The following is a 19,999-nucleotide window of genomic DNA, read 5'->3' on the forward strand; positions in this document are numbered from 1 at the left end:
CCCGAGCAAACCGGAATAAGCATAGAACCCCCGTCTTTCCTGGGCCTTGCAAAAGTTGGCACGCACCCTGCTATAGCTTTGGTACAAGAACAACAACAAGCAATGCACAAGACAATAAAAATAAGACGAATCGACTCACGCACAATAAAAACAAGACGGCGAGAGGCGCAGCTAACTGATTCTTTTGGAGAGGCGTTGTATTTGGGGCTTGCCCCACAACCAGGCCGAGAACAATAAAAACTGTCTCAAGACAGGTGCCTGAACTGGTTGGATCGATTGATCACTGCAACACAGCGACCAAAGCAATCCGTTTGCTCTTGGCTCCCGATTGGGAGGGTCACGAAGGGAAGACCTCGTGATATGGGCGCTCAACAAAAACAAGAAGCCCGAAACCAATAATAAAAAAAGAGCACGCAACTAATTCTGGGGGAGCTTCGGCTCCCCTTGTGGTTTCTGTCGTTCAGCCTTCCCGCATCCTACAAGCCTGTCGCTCAACGCTTGCAATACAAAACGCCTGCGTCCTACACCATCCCTCGACTAAATGCTAGAATCCCCGCCCATCATGCGGTCATTCTTGGTTTTTGGCCGAATATTCCTTCAAACAGTGCATCCCATGCTGAAGAAGCTGTTCCAGTCATTCCGTTCTCCCTTGCGTCGTACGCAACACATACGCAGCACGCCTGAAGTGCTCAATAGCGGCCAGCATTCGTTGCAAAAGGCCCAATTCAGCCGTTACGCGGTGAACATCGTCGAACGCCTGCAGAACGCCGGCTACCAGGCCTACCTGGTCGGCGGGTGCGTGCGTGACATGCTGTTGAACATCACCCCCAAGGATTTCGACGTCGCCACCAGCGCCACGCCAGAGCAGATACGGGCCGAGTTCCGTAACGCACGGATCATCGGGCGTCGCTTCAAGCTGGTGCATATCCACTTTGGCCGCGAAATCATTGAAGTGGCGACTTTTCGCGCCAACCATCCGCAGAATGACGAAGACGAAGACAGCAACCAGTCTTCTCGCAACGAAAGCGGACGCATCCTGCGCGACAACGTCTACGGCACGCTGGAAGAAGACGCGCAACGCCGCGACTTCACCATCAACGCCTTGTATTACGATCCGGTCAGCGAACGCATCCTCGATTACGCCAACGGCGTACACGACATCCGCAATCGGCTCATCCGCCTGATCGGCGATCCCAGGCAGCGGTACCAGGAAGACCCGGTGCGAATGCTGCGGGCCGTGCGTTTCGCCGCCAAACTGGATTTCGGTATCGAGAAACACAGCGCCGCGCCTATCCGCGACCTGGCCCCAATGCTCAGGGAAATTCCTTCGGCTCGCCTGTTCGAAGAAGTGCTCAAGCTGTTCCTTTCAGGCAACGCCGCAGACACCTTCGAGATGCTCGTCGACCTGCAATTGTTCGACCCGCTGTTCCCAGCCAGTGCCGAGGCGCTGGAATACAACCCGACCTACACCCACACACTGATCAGCGAAGCGCTGATCAACACCGACCTGCGCATCAAGCAGAACAAACCGGTAACTCCGGCGTTCCTGTTCGCCGCTTTGCTCTGGCCGGCCCTCCCCGCCCGCGTCTTGCGCTTGCAAGAGCGCGGCATGCCGCCGATCCCGGCGATGCAGGAAGCCGCCCACGAGCTGATTGCCGAACAGTGCCAGCGCATCGCCATTCCAAAACGTTTCACGATGCCGATTCGCGAAATCTGGGACATGCAGGAACGCCTCCCCCGCCGCAGCGGCAAACGTGCCGACCTGCTGCTGGACAACCCGCGTTTCCGCGCCGGCTACGACTTCCTGCTACTGCGCGAAAGCGCGGGCGAGCAGACCGATGGCCTGGGCGAATGGTGGACCGATTACCAGGACGCCAACGACAGCGAACGCCGCGACATGATCCGTGACCTCAGCGGCAAGGACGACGGCACCGGCGGCCCGCGCAAGCGCCGACGTAGCAGCGGTGCCAAGCGCAAGCGCGCGGGTGTACCGAGCGCCTCGGGCGAGTAAGCGATGGAACGCATCTACATCGGCATGGGCAGCAACCTGGCCGAACCCGCAGGACAACTGCGCAGCGCCGTCGAAGCGCTGGCGCGACTGCCCGAGACCCGATTGGCAGGCGTCTCGGCGTTTTATCAAAGCGACTCGCTGCTTCCTGGCCAGCCACGCTACACCAACGCCGTGGCGGCGCTGGAGAGCAGCCTCGCACCGCTGGATCTGCTCGATGCGCTGCAAGCCATCGAAACCGATCAAGGGCGTGAACGCCTGGAGCGCTGGGGCCCGCGGACGCTGGACCTGGATATCCTGCTGTTCGGCGATCGCCTGATCGACGAACCCCGTCTCAAGGTTCCTCATTACCATATGCAGGCCCGGGCCTTCGTGCTCTATCCCCTGGCAGAGCTGGCGCCCGCCGACCTGCGCCTCGCTGACGGACGCCGTCTCAAGGACCTGCTTGCGGCGTGCCCATTCGCCGGCCTGGAACGCTTGCCTCTTATCTGACGAAGACATCCCCTGTGGGAGCGAGCTTGCTCGCGATGGCGGTGGATCAGTTGCCCCACCTGTAACTGACACAGCGCTATCGCGAGCAAGCTCGCTCCCAAGGATCCGGGACCCGGCAGTCAGATTCGAAACACGCCCCTGCGCTGAAACGCATCAGTAACCCCGGTAACACCCGGCGGTAACACATCCAATTGACTTCCCCGGTACTCCTCACGACTATAGGCGTCCCGTCGCCGCCAACGCGGCGCTAATGGGTGCAATCCAGGCCTTACAAGCACCGTGCATAGAAGGTGCGCCTGTATTGGAGCGCCTAATGAGGACTTTTTCATGCCAGCTATTACCCTGACCACGCTGCAAGGTCTCAAGCAGAAAGGTGAGAAGATCACCATGCTGACCTGCTATGACGCCACCTTCGCCAATGCCTGCAACGAGGCCGGAGTTGAAGTGTTGCTGGTGGGCGACTCCCTCGGCATGGTGCTGCAAGGTCATGACAGCACCTTGCCGGTGACAACCGCCGACATGGCCTACCATGTGGCCGCCGTCAAACGCGGTAACACCGATGCGCTGATCCTCGCCGACCTACCCTTCATGGCCTATGCCACCCTCGAGCAAACCATGACCAACAGCGCCCTGCTGATGCAGGCCGGCGCGCACATGGTCAAGATCGAAGGCGCGTTGTGGCTGGCCGATTCGATCCGCTTGCTGGCCGAGCGTGGTATCCCGGTATGCGCACACCTGGGCCTCACCCCCCAGGCGGTGAATATCCTGGGGGGTTACAAGGTCCAGGGTCGCAGTGAAAACCAAGCGCGGCAGATGCGTGCCGATGCAATCGCGCTGGAACAGGCCGGAGCCGCCATGCTGTTGCTCGAATGCGTGCCCAGCGAACTGGCCCAGGAAATCACCCAGGCAGTGAGCATCCCGGTGATCGGCATCGGCGCCGGCAACGCCACCGACGGCCAGGTGCTGGTGCTCCACGACATGCTCGGGCTGTCGATCACCGGTCGCGTGCCGAAATTCGTGAAAAACTTCATGGCTGGGCAACCCTCTATCCAGGCAGCCCTGCAGGCCTATGTCGCCGAAGTGAAGGCTGCGTCCTTTCCCGGCGCTGAGCACGGATTCTCCGCATGAACACCGTCAAGACCGTACGCGAACTCCGCGCCGCAGTGGCCCGCGCCCGCGGCGAGGGCAAGCGCATCGCTTTCGTGCCGACCATGGGCAACCTGCACAGCGGCCACATGGCCCTGGTGACCAAAGCCTCGCAACGAGCCGATTTCGTCGTGGCAAGTATTTTCGTCAACCCGCTGCAATTTGGCGCTGGCGAGGATCTGGACAAATATCCCCGCACCCTCGCCGCTGACCAGGAAAAACTGCTTCAGGCCGGTTGTCATTTGCTGTTCGCACCCGGTGTCGAGGAAATGTATCCCGATGGCATGGCCGGGCAGACCCGGGTCAGCGTCCCGCAGTTGTCCGAAGGATTGTGCGGAGCCAGCCGTCCGGGGCATTTCGAGGGTGTGGCGACCGTGGTGAGCAAACTGTTCAATATGGTCCAGCCGGACCTGGCAGTGTTCGGCCAGAAAGATTTCCAGCAATTGGCGGTGATCCGCGCATTGGTCCATGACCTGAACATGCCGATCCAGATTATCGGTGAGCCAACCGTCCGCGCCGAGGACGGCCTGGCGCTGTCGTCGCGCAACGGCTTCCTCAGCCCCGAGCAGCGCGCCGTCGCGCCCGTGGTCTATCGCGTCCTGAGCCAGATCGCTCAAGCTATCCAGCAGGGGCAACGGGATTATCCGGCGTTGATCGATGAACAGCTCAAGCAACTCGAAGCCGCGGGCCTGCGCCCCGACTACCTGGAAATCCGTCACGCCAAGACCTTGCGTCCGGCCGTGAGCGAGGACCGCGACCTGGTGATCCTGGCCGCTGCTTTCCTGGGCACCACACGGTTGATCGACAACCTGCACCTGGATCTCGACGCGCCCGCCTGAACACCTCAGTCCGAACGTGGGAGCGAGCCTGCTCGCGATAACGGTAGATCAGTTGATATCGACTTTGACTGGCACACCGCTATCTCTAGCAGGCTCGCTCCCACAGGGGGATGTGGTATTCAACAGACTGCATTTGCAAATTCCAGCCGTATTGCCGCTCCCAAAGCCTTCGGGCAAACTGCCCGCCGTTTGGACCCGACCTGAGGAAACACCCATGCACGCCATCATGCTCAAGGCCAAGTTGCACCGCGCCGAAGTCACTCACGCCGTGCTCGATTACGAAGGCTCCTGCGCCATTGACGGTGAATGGCTGGACCTGTCGGGCATCCGTGAATACGAACAGATCCAGATCTACAACGTCGATAACGGCGAGCGCTTCACCACCTACGCGATTCGTGGCGAAGAAGGCTCGCGGATGATTTCAGTCAACGGCGCCGCCGCGCACAAGGCCAAGGTGGGCGATCGCGTCATCATCTGCGCCTACGCCCACTACAGCGAAGCCGAGCTGCTCAACTTCAAGCCTCGCATGCTCTACATGGCGCCGGGCAACGAACTGAGCCATACCAGCAACGCCATTCCGGTTCAGGTCGCCTGACCGAAACCCTCTGCATCACCATACTTGTGTGGGAGCGAGCTCGCTTCCACAGTGATTCATCAGGATCCACCGCGTTCCGTCTGTCGGCCCCTTCCATCCCCCGCTGTATAAAAAAGTACCGGGAAACTGTCAGACAAAGTCAAGACAGATCGCAACGCGAGGTTTACTGTAGTCGCCCTGCGCCTGGTGATCGTGTCGGTGCAGTTATCCGGAAGCCCGCTTCGAGCCGCGCCGGAATTTTTCGTGTACAAAAGGTCGTTCAAGTAAAAAGGAAACCCGCAGCGATGGCGTATTACCGAACTCCTCAAGACGTGACCGCTCTGCCCGCCTGGCAAGCGCTGAATGACCACCGCAAAGCCATGCAGGATTTCAGCATGCGCGAAGCGTTCAATGCCGATCCGCAGCGTTTCAACCAATTCACCCTGTCGAGCTGCGGCCTGTTTCTCGACTATTCGAAGAACCTGATCAACGCCCAGACCCGCGACCTGCTGGTGGGCCTGGCGAACGAAGTTGACCTCCAGGGCGCGATCAAGGCGCTGTTCGAAGGAGAGATCGTCAACGCCTCGGAAAACCGCCCCGCCCTGCACACCGCCTTGCGTCGCCCGGTCGGCGACAAGTTGCTGGTCAATGGCGTCAACGTGATGCCAGACGTGCACAAAGTGCTGAACCAGATTACCGACCTGGTGGGCCGCATTCACGACGGCCTGTGGCGCGGTTACACCGAGAAGCCGATCACCGACGTGGTGAACATCGGTATCGGTGGCTCCTTCCTCGGCCCGCAGCTGGTATCCGAAGCGTTGTTGTCCTACACGCATAAGGGCGTTCGCTGCCATTACCTGGCGAACATCGACGGCAGCGAGTTCCACGAGCTGACGATGAAACTGCGCGCCGAGACCACGTTGTTCATTGTCTCGTCGAAATCCTTCAACACCCTCGAAACCCTGAAAAACGCCCAAGCTGCACGTGCTTGGTACCTGGCCCAAGGCGGTTCGGAAGCGGAGCTGTATCGCCACTTCATCGCGGTGTCGAGCAACAACGCCGCCGCCGTGGCCTTCGGCATCCGCGAAGAAAACATCTTCCCGATGTGGGATTGGGTCGGCGGGCGTTACTCGCTGTGGTCAGCCATCGGCCTGCCGATCGCCCTGGCCATCGGCATGTCGAACTTCAAGGAATTGCTGTCCGGCGCCTATTCCATGGATCAGCATTTCCAGAGTGCGCCGTTCGAACAGAACATGCCGGTGCTGTTGGCATTGCTGGGCGTGTGGTACGGCAACTTCTGGGGTGCGCAGAGCCACGCGATCCTGCCGTACGACCACTACCTGCGCAACATCACCAAGCATTTGCAACAGCTGGACATGGAGTCCAACGGCAAGAGCGTCCGCCAGGACGGCACGCCGGTGTCCACCGACACTGGCCCGGTGATCTGGGGCGGCGTCGGCGCCAACGGCCAGCACGCTTACCATCAGTTGCTGCACCAGGGCACCCAATTCATCCCGGCCGACTTCATCGTGCCGATCGTCAGCTTCAACCCGGTTTCCGACCATCACCAGTGGCTGTACGCCAACTGCTTGTCCCAGAGCCAGGCACTGATGCTCGGCAAGACCCGCGCCGAAGCCGAGGCCGAGCTACGTGAGAAAGGCGTCAGCGAAGCAGACGTACAGAAACTGGCCGCCCACAAGGTGATCCCGGGCAACCGTCCGAGCAACACCCTGGTGGTGGAACGCATCAGCCCGCGCCGTCTCGGTGCGCTGGTCGCGCTGTATGAACACAAGGTCTTCGTACAAAGCGTGGTCTGGGGCATCAACGCCTTCGACCAGTGGGGCGTGGAGTTGGGCAAGGAACTGGGCAAAGGCGTCTACAACCGTCTGGTGGGCAGCGAGGAAAGCGCGGCCGAAGACGCCTCGACCCAAGGCCTGATCAATTATTTCCGCGGGCGTCATCGCGGCTGATCCCAGGTTTTGCATTGCCTTTGTGGGAGCGAGCCTGCTCGCGATAGCGGTTGATCAGTTAACACCTAAGTTGACTGACCCACCGCATTCGCGAGCAGGCTCGCTCCCACAGTTGCTTATGGGTGACTTGAACCCTACGGCCACTGGGCGCATCTTTATATCTTGTCGCAAAACAAGAATAAGGAACCGTCATGTTCGATATCAGCCAGTACCCCCAAGCCGATGCCGTCCGCCGGGCTGCGCAACTGAGTCAAGACGAGTACAAGCGGCTCTACAAGGAATCCATCGAACACCCCAGCGCCTTCTGGGCCGAGCAGGCCACGCGCTTTCTCGACTGGATGACGCCGTGGCAGACCGTCCAGCGCTACGACCTCAGGAGTGGCGAAGCCAGTTGGTTCACCGGCGCCAAGCTGAACGTCAGCGCCAACTGCATTGACCGTCACCTGGAAGCCCGAGGCGATCAGACAGCGATCATCTGGGAAGGCGACAACCCTGCCGAATCGGCACAAATTACCTACAGCAAACTTCATCACCACGTTTGCCGACTGGCCAATGTGTTGAAAAGCCGTGGGGTGAAGAAAGGCGACCGGGTATGTATCTACATGCCGATGATCCCGGAGGCGGCGTACGCCATGCTCGCCTGCACCCGCATCGGTGCGGTGCATTCGGTGGTGTTCGGTGGATTCTCGCCGGATTCACTGCGCGACCGGATCCTCGACGCCGACTGCCGCACCGTCATCACCGCCGACGAAGGCGTACGCGGTGGGCGCTTCATACCTCTCAAGCGTAATGTCGACAAGGCGCTGCAAAGCTGCCCGAACGTCAGCACCGTGCTGGTGGTCGAGCGCACCCAGGGCGAGGTGGATTGGGTCGAAGGCCGTGATCTCTGGTATCACCAGGCCACCCATGAAGTGAGCGATGATTGCCAGCCCGAGCCGATGGACGCTGAAGACCCTCTGTTCATCCTCTATACGTCCGGCAGCACCGGCAAGCCCAAGGGCGTGCTGCACACCACCGGCGGCTATCTGCTGCAAGCCGCGATGACGTTCAAGTACGTGCTGGACTACCGCGACAACGAAGTGTTCTGGTGCACCGCCGACGTCGGCTGGGTCACCGGCCACAGCTACATTGTCTACGGCCCGCTGGCCAACGGCGCCACCACGCTGATCTTCGAAGGCGTGCCGAGCTACCCGAGCAGTTCGCGGTTCTGGCAGGTAATCGACAAACACCAGGTCAATATATTCTACACCGCGCCGACCGCCCTGCGCGCCCTGATGCGCGAAGGCGCCGCCCCCTTGCAGGACACGTCTCGCAAGAGCCTGCGTTTGCTCGGCAGCGTCGGTGAGCCAATCAACCCCGAGGCGTGGGAATGGTACTTCAACGTCGTCGGCGAGCAGCGCTGCCCGATTGTCGATACCTGGTGGCAGACCGAAACCGGCGGCATCATGCTCAGCCCCTTGGTGAGCGCGCCAAGGCTCAAGCCGGGCTGCGCCACTCGGCCGATGTTCGGCGTGCAGCCGGTGCTGCTGGATGAGACCGGCAAGGAGATCAGCGGGCCGGGCAGTGGCGTGCTGGCGATCAAATCCAGCTGGCCGGCACAGATTCGTAGCGTCTACGGTGACCATCAACGCATGGTCGATACGTACTTCAAACCCTACCCCGGCTATTACTTCACCGGCGACGGCGCCCGCCGCGACGAAGACGGCGACTACTGGATCACCGGACGTATCGACGACGTCATCAACGTCTCGGGCCACCGCATCGGCACCGCTGAAGTGGAAAGCGCGCTGGTGTTGCACGACAACATCGCCGAGGCGGCCGTCGTTGGTTATCCCCACGACCTCAAGGGCCAGGGCATCTATGCGTTTGTCACGCCAATGGACGGCGTCGAGGCCAACGACGCGCTGAAGCAAGAGCTGCTGGCCCATGTCAGCAAGGAAATCGGCAGTTTCGCCAAGCCGGAGCTGATCCAGTGGGCGCCGGCGCTGCCGAAGACCCGGTCAGGCAAGATCATGCGCAGGATCCTGCGCAAGATCGCCTGCAACGAGCTCGACAGCCTGGGTGACACCTCGACCCTGGCCGACCCGAGCGTGGTGGAGGGTTTGATCGACAAACGCCTGAACCGCTGAGACAACATAAACCCCGTGGCGAGGGAGCTTGCTCCCGCTCGGCTGCGCAGCAGACGCAATCGCTATCGCCCCTTTGAAAAAAAGGGGCGCTTCGCACCCCAGCGGGAGCAAGCTCCGTCGCCACAAAAAGCGCTGCCTGACTCAAATCTGCAGACAATACCCGAGTATCCATAACTGCTAAACTCCCGCGCCTCATTTCTCTAAGGCGCGCCCGGCATGTCTTCCTTGAATCTGGCGCTGCGCGCCGCCCTCGACCAACGCCAGGCCCTGCTCGACCAACTGCACCAGCAAGGCACCGATTGCTATCGCCTGTTCCACGGCAGCCAGGAAGGCGCGCCGGGCCTCACCGTCGACCGCTATGGCCCGCAACTGCTGGTGCAGAGTTTCCATCAGTCGCTGGAACTGGAACCCTTGCTGCAGCTGCACGGCATCGTCAATGAACACCTGAGCCTCGACACCCTGCTGGTCTATAACGACCGCTCCCGGGGCAATTCGCGTATCGACCGTCAGAACAGCGTCTACCAGGCCAATGAGGCCGCCCTGCAAGACCTCGTCGGGCATGAGTGGGGTTTGAACTACCGCGTCCGCGGCCGCCATGCCGGGCAGGATCCGTTGTTGTTTCTCGACTTGCGCAACGCGCGCGGCTGGGTCAAGGCGCACAGCCGGAACAAAAGCGTGCTGAACCTGTTTGCCTACACCTGTGGTGTAGGGCTCAGCGCGGCGGCCGGCGGGGCGCGGGAGGTCTGCAACCTGGATTTTGCCGAAGGCAATCTGGCGGTGGGCCGCGAGAATGGCCTGCTCAATCCCGAGCTGCCGACGATGGAATTCGTACAATCGGATTATTTTCCAGCAATCCGCCAGCTGGCCGGCCTGCCCGTCAGCCAACGGCGCGGACAGAAACTTCCAAGTTACGTGCGCCTGGAACAGCGCCAGTACGATCTGGTGCTCCTCGACCCACCCGCGTGGGCCAAGAGCGCATTCGGCACCGTCGATTTATTGCGCGACTACCAGAGCCTGCTCAAGCCGGCGCTGCTCGCTACCGCCGACGATGGCGTGCTGATCTGCTGCAACAACCTGGCGAAAGTGCCCATGGAGGACTGGCGTGAACAAGTCCTGCGTTGTGCGCAAAAGGCTGGTCGCCCGGTCCGCGAGTGGAGCGTGCTGGCGCCCGGCGACGATTTCCCGTCGCGGGACCAGCAGCCACCGCTCAAAACGCTGATTCTTCAATTCTGAGCACGCCTCAGCGATCCCACCAAAAAAACGGACAAATCTCATAAAACACAGTGGCTTCGGAACCGTAAACGCATGCCATACTCCAAGGCACTCCGATTCATACCAGACGAAGCCACACATGCCCAAAGGATTGATTCGCGCTTTCGGCGCCCTGTTGACCGCACTGGCCCTCTACAGCTTGATGGGTTTCCTGATCTTGCCGGGCATCGCCCTGCGCATCGTCAATCAGCAACTGGCTGCCCACGCCACGGTGCCGGCCCAGATCCAGCGTATCGAACTCAATCCCTTCAGCCTTGAATTGACCTTGTGGGGCCTGATCGTCGGCGAGCCGGGCAAGGAGCAGGTCGGCTTCGAACGCCTCTACGCCAACCTGCAAGTCGACAGCCTGTGGACGGGCGCCCTGCACCTGGCGGACATCGAACTGGACAAGCCCAAGACCGAAGTGTTGTTCGCCAAGGACGGCCAATTGAACCTGCTGGGCCTGTTCAAACTGCCACCCAGCGAGCCGACCCCGGCCGATCCGGATGCCAAGCCGTTTCCCCTGCGGGTGGATCGGGTCAGGCTTGCCAGCGGCTACGTGCATTTCCAGGACCTGCGCCCCAGCGAGCCCATCGAGTTTTTGTACGACGCCCTCGATTTCGAGCTGAAAAACCTCAGCACCCTACCCGACGACAGCGCAGACATGACATTGGTGGCCGCGGGCCCCGAGGGTGGGCAGATCGACTGGACGGGCAATTTCAGCCTCGCGCCAATTGCCTCCGAGGGCACACTGAAAATTACCGATGGACAGATGAAAGCCTGGTGGCCCTACGTGCGTGACGCGGTGCCCCTGGTGTTGGAAAACGGCGTGCTGAACCTCAGCACCGACTACAAGCTCAACCTCGCCCAGGGCACGCAATTGCTGCTCAGCAACGCAGCGGTCAGCGTCGCGCCGTTCGCCATGAAGGCGCCTGACGGCCGTCCATTGGCACGGCTGGAGCGCCTGGACGTAAGCGAAACCTCCCTGGACCTGGCCAAGCAGCAGGTCATCGTCGGCAAGATCCGCAGTCAAAAGCTGGAAACCTGGGCCGCTCGGGAAGCGGACGGACAATTGGACTGGCAGAAGCTATTCGCCAGCCAGCCAGCCAAACCGCAGGTCAAGGCCGAACCCGCCTCGGCCCCGGCAGCCGCCGACTCGCCCAAGCCTGAGCCGACAGCACCCAGCAAACCGTGGCAAGTGCTGCTCAAAGACGTGCAGTTGCGCGATTACCACGTGCACCTGGCCGACCGCCAGGCACAGCCGCCCGTAGCCTTGGAGGTTGGCCCACTGAACCTCGACCTGCAAAACTACGACACCCTCAACGGCTCGCCCTTCAACCTGAAGCTGGATACCGGGCTGGGCAAGCAGGGCAAGTTACTCGCCGACGGCGTGGTCAACCTCAACCCGGTCACCGCGAAGCTCAACGTCAAGACCCAGGACATCGACCTGCGAGTCGCCCAGGCCTACATCAACCCGTTCATTCGCCTGGAGCTACGCTCCGGGATGCTCGGCAGCGACCTGGTGGTGGATCTCAAGAGCACCGAGCCGTTGGCATTGGCCGTCACCGGCCGCGCCCAGGTCGACCAGTTGCACACCCTCGATACGCTCAAGACCCGCGACTTCCTCAAATGGCAACGCCTTGAACTCCAGGGCCTCAACTACCAGCATGGCGACAGCCTGTCGATCGCCAAGGTCAATCTGCTCCAACCCTACGCGCGGTTCATGATCAATGACGATCGCACCACCAACGTCGACGACCTGTTGATCCCGCAACCCGCCGACGGCACGGCCAAGGACAGCGGGGCCAAACCGGCATCGAAGGAAAAGCCGCTGGGCATTCACGTCGGAGCCATTGCGATCAATGACGGTTCGGCCAATTTCGCCGACTTCAGCCTGACGCCGAACTTCGCCACGGCCATCCAGCAGCTCAACGGAGAGATCGGCACCATCGACAGCCGCCAGGCCAAGCCCGCCACCGTGGACGTAAAAGGCAAGGTCGACCGCTACGCACCGGTGACCATAAAGGGCGCGGTCAACCCCTTCGACCCAATGGCCAGTCTCGATATCGCCACCAGTTTCAAGCGGGTCGAGTTGACGACCCTGACGCCCTACTCCGGCAAGTTCGCCGGCTATCGCATCCGCAAGGGCCGGCTCAACCTCGACCTGCATTACCGGATCACCAAGGGCCAGCTCCAGGCCGACAACAAAGTGGTGGTCGAGCAATTGCAATTGGGCGAAAAGGTCGACAGCCCGGACGCCGTGAGCCTGCCGCTGAAGCTGGCCGTCGCCCTGCTCAAGGACTCCGAGGGCAGGATCTCCATTGAACTGCCGGTCTCCGGCAACCTCAACGACCCGCAGTTCAGCGTGATGCCAATCGTCTGGCAAACCCTGCGCAACCTGGTGGTCCGCGCTGCCCAGGCACCGTTCAAGCTCATCGGCGGGCTGGTGGCCGGCGGCGGTTCGGAAGACTTGGGCAGCGTGGCGTTCGCCCCCGGGTCAAGCGACCTGAGCCAGGACAACGAAAGCGTGTTGTTGAAGTTGTCCGAGGCCTTGGGCAAACGTCCGGAACTGCGCCTGGAGATCGAGGGTACCGCCGCCCAGAGCAGCGACGGCCCGCTGCTCGCCGCCCAGCGCCTGGAACGCGAATATCAGTACAACTACTACAAGATACTGCAGCGCCGGGGCGATAAAGTCCCGGCCAAGGCTTCCCTGTTGCAAGTACCGGAAGACGAAAAAGCCCCGCTGCTGGAAGGTATCTACCGCACCCGCCTGAAGACCCAGCCACCGGCTGAATGGACGCAACTGGACAAACAGGCCCGCATCGACAAGCTCCGTGAAGGCGTCATCAAGTTCTGGAGCGGCAGTGATGTACTGTTGCGCGAACTGGGCCAGGAGCGGGCCAGCAGCATCAAGGATTTCCTCGTGGACAAGGGCAAGCTGGCCGATGACCGCGTGTACTTCATTGACGCCAGCCTGGGCCAGGCCGAAAAGGACGGCACCGTCATTACGCCAATGCATCTGGATGCGGAGTGAAATGAAGTATTGGTACGGATTCAGCCTGAGTCTGCTGCTATTGGCAGCCGGCCAGGCCACAGCCGCCAATACGTTGCGCTGTGGCAGCCATTTGATCAGCATCGGTGATCGTACGAGCGAGGTGCTGCAAAAATGTGGACAGCCTGCAGCGCGTGATGATCTGGGCTACAAACGCAGCGTCAACCGCCGGGAGGAGTATCCGGTGGAGGAATGGACTTACGGACCCCGTAGCGGGATGTACCAGTACTTGCGCTTCGAGAGGAATCGGCTGGTGGAGATTACCAGCAAGCGTGGGCGGTGATTGGTTGGGCTATTCCAGGGTATCTGCAGCGACAGTGCCTACGCCTTCGCGAGCAGGCTCGCTCCCACAGGGGCCGGGTTGTTTCTGGAAGAATGCGATCAAATGTGGGAGCGAGCCTGCTCGCGAAAGGGACTACCCGGTTTCCCTGACTGGCTCACATTCTCTCCTTCCCAAAATAGAACAGGCCCCCGGCACGAATGCCGGGGGCCTGTAATGGCCACGTCCATGTGGCCTTTCGCATGAACTCCAAAGCATCGGCAAGCGTAAAACACAGCCCGCTTGCCGCGCCTTCTCCCGTCCAGGCGAGAAGCCTTGCCTTACTCGGATTTCAGGCCATCGGCCGACACATCACGTACGCCTTTGATTTTCTTGGCGATCGCGACGGCGGTGTCTTTCTGGGCATCGCTCAACACAGCGGTCGAAGACAGGGACACGACGCCCTTGTTGGTTTCAACCTTGATGTCGGAGCCTGGAATGCCTTTCTCGGTCACCAGGTCGGCCTTGACCTTGGTGGTGATCCAGGTATCGGAAACGTCTTCCTTAGCCTCTGTCACTTCGCCCGCAGCCAGCATCATCGGGGCCTGAGTTGCTTGAGTGGTCTCGGCGAAAGCGCTAGCCATGGTCAGGGTCAGTGCAGTGGCAGCAGCGGCAGTGATAGCGAACTTCTTCATACGAGTAACTCCTGTTTTTCTCAGAAACTGCCGAAATTGCATCGCGGCAGGTTGTCAGGAGTAGTGCGAAGGCTGTGCCAGTTTTGAAACAACGTGAAATTCGTTATAAATCAATCAGTTAAGCGAAGCGGTTATTGTCATAATCATGCAAATTGCATGACCGAGGGATTTGGTACATGCAACATGCGGGTTTTGCCGATTGCTAAGCTCATGAATTACCGAGGTTATTTCGATATTGGAGATTTACCCCCGCTAAATGACAAAGCCCCGCTGATGCGGGGCTTTGGGTAGTCTCGCAACAACTGTCAACCCGCTGCCGCGCCAGCCGCTGCTGTGCAACCGCCCGCAGGCAAAAACTCTTCCGCAACGTTAGAAGTACATGTCCAGGCACCTGTCCCGGCACGGCTGAGAATGATCGTCTTGCCTATGATGGAGGCAGGTGCCTCTTTGATAGTGCAAGTGATGCTGGCCGTCCCAGCGGCCGCGTCACCCCCAATGGTCATCGTGCAGTTATTGCTCGACGCCGGTACGCCCGTGTTGGCAGCGGTTGGCGTTGTACCTTTATTCAGAAGGTCTTCAACCGGCACCTTCAATGAAGAAGCTTCCGCCAGCCCGACCGTCACCTTCGCCCGCGCCTGGTACTTCGAGTACTGCGGCAACGCAAACGTCGCCAGGATCCCAATGATCGCCACCACGATCAGCAGCTCGATCAGTGTAAAACCCTTTTGCTTATTCATAGACATCTCCCGTGCATGAGTCGAAATCTCATGACCTGAAACGGTCATTGCAGGGCACATGCCAACCCTGGAAGCCCCGCCAGCCCAGGCTTTCCCTGCCGCATGAGATCAACCTCCTACCCCAACAGCCGCACTATCTGACGCTTTTTGTCACCTCTGCTCGCTGGTCAGCCACCGATGCTTGACTAGGCTATAAATCATGAACAGTCCGCGTCCGGTATCCCCATGAATGACATCGCCCTCAGCGGCCTGGCCAAGCAATTGGTGTTGGCTGAACTGATCACCGAACAAAGCGCGCAGCATGCTTTTCAACAGGCCCAGCGCAACCGAGTGCCCCTGGTCAGCTACCTGGTGCAAAACAAACTGATCCAGAGCCGCCAGGTGGCGGAAATCGCCTCCGAGCATTTTGGTATCGCCCTGCTGGACCTCAACAGCCTAGACAAAGACAACCAGCCCGCCGGCCTGGTCAGCGAGAAACTGGTGCGCCAGCATCACGTGCTGCCGCTGTGGCGGCGCGGCAACAAGCTCTATGTGGGCATTTCCGACCCCACCAATCACCAAGCCATCAACGACATCCAGTTCAGCACCGGCCTGACCACCGAAGCCATCCTGGTGGAAGACGACAAGCTCAGCGATGCCATCGAAAAATTCTTCGAATCCAGCAGCACCGGCCTGGAGGGCATGGCCGACGTCGATCTCGACGGCCTGGACATCGAGTCGATCGACGACCGCAAGCAGGACACTATCGCGGGGCAGGACGGCGACGATGCGCCGGTCGTGCGTTTCGTCAACAAGATGCTGCTGGACGCGATCAAGGGCGGCTCTTCCGACCTGCACTTCGAGCCTTATGAGAAAACCTACCGGGTGCGGGTGCGTACCGACGGCATGCTGCGGGAGGTCGCCAAGCCTCCCATCCAGCTAGCCAACCGCATTGCCGCGCGCTTGAAAGTCATGGCGAGCCTGGACATTTCCGAGCGACGCAAACCCCAGGACGGTCGACTGAAGATGCGCCTGTCGAAGACCAAGTCCATCGACTTCCGGGTCAATACCCTGCCCACGCTGTGGGGGGAAAAAGTGGTGATCCGGATCCTCGATCCCTCCAGCGCGCAAATGGGCATCGATGCCCTGGGCTATGAGCCGGAACAGAAAGACCTGTACATGACAGCCTTGAAGCAACCACAAGGGTTGATCCTGGTGACCGGGCCGACCGGCTCGGGCAAGACCGTGTCGCTCTACACCGGCCTGAACATCCTCAACACCGTTGATATCAATATCTCCACGGCGGAGGACCCGGTGGAAATCAATATGGAAGGCATCAACCAGGTCAACGTGAACCCGCGCCAGGGCTTGGATTTCGCCCATGCCCTGCGCTCGTTCCTGCGTCAGGACCCGGACGTGATCATGGTCGGCGAGATCCGTGACCTGGAAACCGCCGAAATCGCCATCAAGGCCGCCCAGACCGGGCACCTGGTGCTGTCCACCCTACACACCAACAGCGCCGCCGAGACACTGATCCGCCTGCAGAACATGGGCATCCCCGGCTTCAACATTGCCACGGCGGTCCACCTGATCATCGCCCAGCGCCTGGCGCGCAAGCTGTGCGCACAGTGCAAGAGAGCCATCGAGATTCCCGAGGAAACCCTGCTTAAAGAGGGTTTCCCCCGGGAACGCATCGGCTCATTCACGATCTATGAGCCGGTCGGTTGCGAACAGTGCAACAGCGGTTACAAAGGTCGCGTGGGGGTATACGAAGTGGTGAAGAACACGCCAGAGCTGCAACGATTGATCATGGCCGAGGGCAACTCCCTGGAAATCGACCTGCAGATGCGCAAGGACGGCTTTAACGACTTGCGCACCTCGGGGCTGTTCAAAGTGATGCAAGGCATCACCAGCCTCGAAGAAATCAACCGGGTCACCAAGGATTGAACATGGCGGTCAAGGCAGTAAAAACCGACGTCTACGCGTGGGAAGGCAAAGACCGCAAAGGCACGAAAATGTCCGGCGAACTGACCGGCCAAAGCCCGGCACTGGTCAAGGCACAGTTGCGCAAGCAGGGCATCAACCCCGGCAAGGTTCGCAAAAAGTCCACCTCGATATTCAGCAAGGGCAAGCGCATCAAGCCGTTGGACATCGCCCTGTTCACCCGCCAGATGGCGACGATGCTCAAGGCCGGGGTGCCGCTGCTGCAGGCGTTCGACATCATTGGCGAGGGCTTCGACAACCCGAATATGCGCAAGTTGGTGGACGAGGTGAAGCAGGAGGTCGCCGCCGGTAACAGCTTCGCCGCCTCGCTGCGCAAATGCCCCCAGTATTTCGACGAGTTGTACTGCAACCTGGTAGATGCCGGTGAGCAGGCCGGTGCCCTGGACACGCTGCTGGACCGCGTCGCGACCTACAAGGAAAAAAGCGAGGCCCTCAAGGCCAAGATCAAGAAAGCCATGACCTATCCTGCCGCGGTGATCGCCGTTGCCGCCGTGGTCACAAGCATCCTGCTGATCAAGGTCGTGCCGCAGTTCGAGTCGGTATTCGCAGGCTTTGGCGCAAAGCTGCCGGCCTTCACGCTGATGGTCATCGGCTTGTCGGAGTTCTTGCAAGAGTGGTGGTGGATGTTGCTGGGAGGGCTGGTGGGTGGGTTCTTCGGCGTGAAATATGCGCTCAAGCGTTCCCAGGCATTTCGTGACTGGCGAGACAAATGGCTGCTCAAGCTGCCCTTGATCGGCACCTTGATGTACAAGTCCGCCGTGGCTCGCTACGCCCGTACGCTGTCGACGACCTTTGCGGCCGGCGTACCATTGGTCGAAGCCCTCGATTCCGTGTCGGGCGCTACCGGCAACGTAGTGTTCAAGCGCGCGGTACAACGCATCCGGCAGGATGTCTCGACCGGCATGCAGTTGAATTTTTCAATGCGCGCTTCCGGCGTTTTCCCGAACCTGGCGATTCAGATGACCGCCATCGGCGAAGAATCAGGCGCGCTGGATGACATGCTCGACAAGGTGGCGAGTTTTTATGAAGCCGAGGTGGATAATCTGGTGGACAACCTCACCAGCCTGATGGAACCCTTCATCATGGTAATCCTGGGGGTGGTGGTCGGTGGCCTTGTGGTTGCCATGTACATGCCCATCTTCCAACTCGGCTCTGCGATCTGACATGCCCCTGAGCGAATTCTTCGTGCTTTACCCCTTGGCTTTCGTGCTGACCGCATTGCTGCTCGGGCTGATCGTCGGCAGCTTTCTCAATGTGCTGGCGTGGCGCCTGCCCAAGATGCTCGACCGTGAATGGCGCCTGCAAGCCCAGGACCTGCTGGGCCTGCCGACGCAGGCCCCTGGCCCGGTCTACAACCTGATGCTGCCTCATTCCCAATGCCCTCATTGCGGCCACCGTATCCGGGCGTGGGAAAATATTCCGCTGCTGAGCTACCTCGTGTTGCGGGGCCGTTGTTCGAGTTGCGCCGCGCCCATCGGCAAGCGCTACCCACTGACCGAACTGGCCTGCGGCGCGCTGTCGGCTTTCGTTGCCTGGCATTTCGGCTTCGGCTGGCACGCCGCGATGGCGATGGTGCTGAGCTGGGGCCTACTGTCCATGAGCCTGATCGACGCCGAGCATCAGCTGCTGCCCGATACCCTCGTACTGCCGTTGTTGTGGCTGGGGCTGATCGTCAACAGCTTCGAGCTGTTCGTCTCGCTGAACCAGGCATTGTGGGGCGCGGTGGCGGGTTATCTGGCGCTGTGGTCGGTGTTCTGGGTCTTCAAACTGATCACCGGCAAGGAAGGCATGGGCTACGGCGATTTCAAGTTGCTGGCGATGCTGGGCGCCTGGGGGGGCTGGCAAATCTTGCCGCTGACGCTGTTGCTGTCTTCGCTGGTGGGCGCCGTCGTCGGCATTATTGTGCTGCGCATGCGGGACGCGCCGGCCTCGACACAAATCCCCTTCGGTCCCTATCTGGCCATCGCCGGCTGGATTGCGCTGCTCTGGGGTGGTCAAATAACCGACTTCTATTGGCAGTCAGTCGGTTTCTAATGAACAGCCCTGCGAAAAAACCCTGGATTCTCGGCCTGACCGGCGGCATTGGCAGCGGCAAGAGCGCGGCCGCCCAGCACTTCATCGACCTGGGCGTGCACGCGATCGATGCCGATCATGCGGCACGCTGGGTGGTCGAACCTGGACGCCCGGCACTGGCAAGCATTGCCGAGCACTTCGGCCCTGGCGTGTTGCAGGCAGACGGCGCGCTGGATCGCTCGGCGCTGCGCACGCTGATCTTCGAGAATGCCGATGAGCGTCGTTGGCTGGAAAAGCTGCTGCACCCGCTGATTGCCGAGGAAATTGCCCATCATCTGGGGCAGGCCCAATCGCCCTACGCGATCCTGGTGTCACCGCTGTTGATCGAGTCGGGACAATACGCAATGACCCAGCGGATCCTGGTGATCGACGCGCCTGAACAACTGCAGATCGAACGCACCTTGCAGCGCGACCAGACCAGCGAACAGCAGGTCCAGGCGATCCTCAAGGCCCAATCCAGCCGTCAGGACCGCCTGGACCATGCCGACGATGTGGTGGTCAACGACCGCGATCTCACCTGGCTGCACAGCGAGGTCGAGCGCCTGCATCACTTTTACCTTACCTTGCGTGGAGGCCAACCATGAGCCAACCCCCCATCGTCGATTGCCCAACCTGTGGCGCCCCGGTCGAGTGGACCCCTGAAAGTAAATTCCGGCCATTCTGCTCAGATCGCTGCAAGCTGATCGACCTGGGCGCCTGGGCGTCGGAAGAACACAAGATCCCCGTGGCACCGGATGCCGAGGATGAGTTGTTCAGCGAAGACTTCAACCCTCGTTCCCACCATTAAACGG

At 60.6% G+C, this 19,999-nt stretch carries 17 protein-coding genes; 15 read left to right on the forward strand and 2 right to left on the reverse strand.

All coding sequences use genetic code 11. From position 1 onward, the window contains the following. Positions 1–613: 613 nt before the first annotated feature. The 10 genes from J3P90_RS21885 (at position 614) to J3P90_RS21930 (ending at position 13,744) form a co-directional block, all read left to right on the forward strand. Positions 614–2,011 (forward strand): polynucleotide adenylyltransferase PcnB, encoded by a 1,398-nt coding sequence (locus J3P90_RS21885; RefSeq protein WP_420767608.1) that lies wholly within the window; start codon positions 614–616, stop codon positions 2,009–2,011. 3 nt (positions 2,012–2,014) lie between these two features. Further along, positions 2,015–2,500, forward strand: a complete 486-nt coding sequence (gene folK / locus J3P90_RS21890) for a 2-amino-4-hydroxy-6-hydroxymethyldihydropteridine diphosphokinase (protein WP_434675390.1) — start codon at positions 2,015–2,017, stop codon at positions 2,498–2,500. A gap of 327 nt (positions 2,501–2,827) precedes the next feature. Continuing rightward, positions 2,828–3,628, forward strand: a complete 801-nt coding sequence (gene panB, locus J3P90_RS21895; RefSeq protein ID WP_420767610.1) for a 3-methyl-2-oxobutanoate hydroxymethyltransferase — start codon at positions 2,828–2,830, stop codon at positions 3,626–3,628. Then, entirely contained in the window at positions 3,625–4,485 is an 861-nt protein-coding gene (panC, locus tag J3P90_RS21900; protein ID WP_434562266.1) for a pantoate--beta-alanine ligase, read from the forward strand. The genes panB and panC overlap by 4 nt, the downstream gene beginning before the upstream one ends. 214 nt (positions 4,486–4,699) lie before the next feature. Next, on the forward strand, positions 4,700–5,080 hold the full coding sequence (gene panD, locus J3P90_RS21905) for an aspartate 1-decarboxylase (RefSeq protein ID WP_003228271.1): 381 nt from the start codon (positions 4,700–4,702) through the stop codon (positions 5,078–5,080). A 284-nt stretch (positions 5,081–5,364) separates the two neighbouring features. Continuing rightward, positions 5,365–7,029 carry a glucose-6-phosphate isomerase gene (pgi, locus tag J3P90_RS21910; protein WP_420767612.1) on the forward strand — a complete coding sequence of 555 codons (1,665 nt, stop codon included), beginning with the start codon at positions 5,365–5,367 and terminating at the stop codon, positions 7,027–7,029. Between the two features lie 191 nt (positions 7,030–7,220). Beyond that, positions 7,221–9,158 (forward strand): acetate--CoA ligase, encoded by a 1,938-nt coding sequence (gene acs, locus J3P90_RS21915; protein WP_434675391.1) that lies wholly within the window; start codon positions 7,221–7,223, stop codon positions 9,156–9,158. A gap of 216 nt (positions 9,159–9,374) precedes the next feature. After that, positions 9,375–10,391, forward strand: coding sequence for a class I SAM-dependent rRNA methyltransferase (locus J3P90_RS21920; protein WP_434675392.1), 1,017 nt, complete (start codon positions 9,375–9,377; stop codon positions 10,389–10,391). A gap of 118 nt (positions 10,392–10,509) precedes the next feature. Then, a complete protein-coding gene (locus J3P90_RS21925) occupies positions 10,510–13,443 on the forward strand; it encodes a DUF748 domain-containing protein (RefSeq protein WP_434675393.1) in 2,934 nt (977 codons plus the stop codon). A 1-nt stretch (position 13,444) separates the two neighbouring features. Next, positions 13,445–13,744, forward strand: coding sequence for a DUF2845 domain-containing protein (locus J3P90_RS21930; RefSeq protein WP_420767616.1), 300 nt, complete (start codon positions 13,445–13,447; stop codon positions 13,742–13,744). Between the two features lie 317 nt (positions 13,745–14,061). Here J3P90_RS21930 and J3P90_RS21935 read toward each other — a convergent pair whose 3' ends face one another. Both J3P90_RS21935 and J3P90_RS21940 read right to left on the reverse strand, forming a co-directional pair. Then, positions 14,062–14,415, reverse strand: a complete 354-nt coding sequence (locus tag J3P90_RS21935; protein WP_420767617.1) for a BON domain-containing protein — start codon at positions 14,413–14,415, stop codon at positions 14,062–14,064. A gap of 305 nt (positions 14,416–14,720) precedes the next feature. Beyond that, on the reverse strand, positions 14,721–15,152 hold the full coding sequence (locus tag J3P90_RS21940) for a pilin (RefSeq protein ID WP_420767618.1): 432 nt from the start codon (positions 15,150–15,152) through the stop codon (positions 14,721–14,723). 225 nt (positions 15,153–15,377) lie between these two features. On the opposite strand from J3P90_RS21940, the gene pilB reads away from it, so the two are divergent. From pilB to yacG, 5 genes are read left to right on the forward strand one after another with little or no spacing between them, the layout of a single operon-like run. Beyond that, positions 15,378–17,078 carry a type IV-A pilus assembly ATPase PilB gene (pilB, locus tag J3P90_RS21945; protein WP_434609505.1) on the forward strand — a complete coding sequence of 567 codons (1,701 nt, stop codon included), beginning with the start codon at positions 15,378–15,380 and terminating at the stop codon, positions 17,076–17,078. Positions 17,079–17,080: 2 nt separating this feature from the next. Then, the gene (locus J3P90_RS21950; RefSeq protein WP_434675394.1) at positions 17,081–18,298 is read left to right on the forward strand and encodes a type II secretion system F family protein; all 1,218 of its coding nucleotides are present in this window, start codon (positions 17,081–17,083) and stop codon (positions 18,296–18,298) included. Between the two features lies 1 nt (position 18,299). Then, positions 18,300–19,169, forward strand: a complete 870-nt coding sequence (locus J3P90_RS21955) for a prepilin peptidase (RefSeq protein WP_434609503.1) — start codon at positions 18,300–18,302, stop codon at positions 19,167–19,169. After that, the gene (coaE, locus tag J3P90_RS21960) at positions 19,169–19,792 is read left to right on the forward strand and encodes a dephospho-CoA kinase (protein ID WP_434675395.1); all 624 of its coding nucleotides are present in this window, start codon (positions 19,169–19,171) and stop codon (positions 19,790–19,792) included. Before J3P90_RS21955 ends, coaE begins: the two co-directional genes overlap by 1 nt. Next, positions 19,789–19,995, forward strand: coding sequence for a DNA gyrase inhibitor YacG (yacG, locus tag J3P90_RS21965; protein WP_030140256.1), 207 nt, complete (start codon positions 19,789–19,791; stop codon positions 19,993–19,995). Before coaE ends, yacG begins: the two co-directional genes overlap by 4 nt. Positions 19,996–19,999 lie beyond the last annotated feature (4 nt).

It is taken from the genome of Pseudomonas sp. D3-10 (assembly GCF_051132175.1).
Lineage (GTDB): Bacteria > Pseudomonadota > Gammaproteobacteria > Pseudomonadales > Pseudomonadaceae > Aquipseudomonas.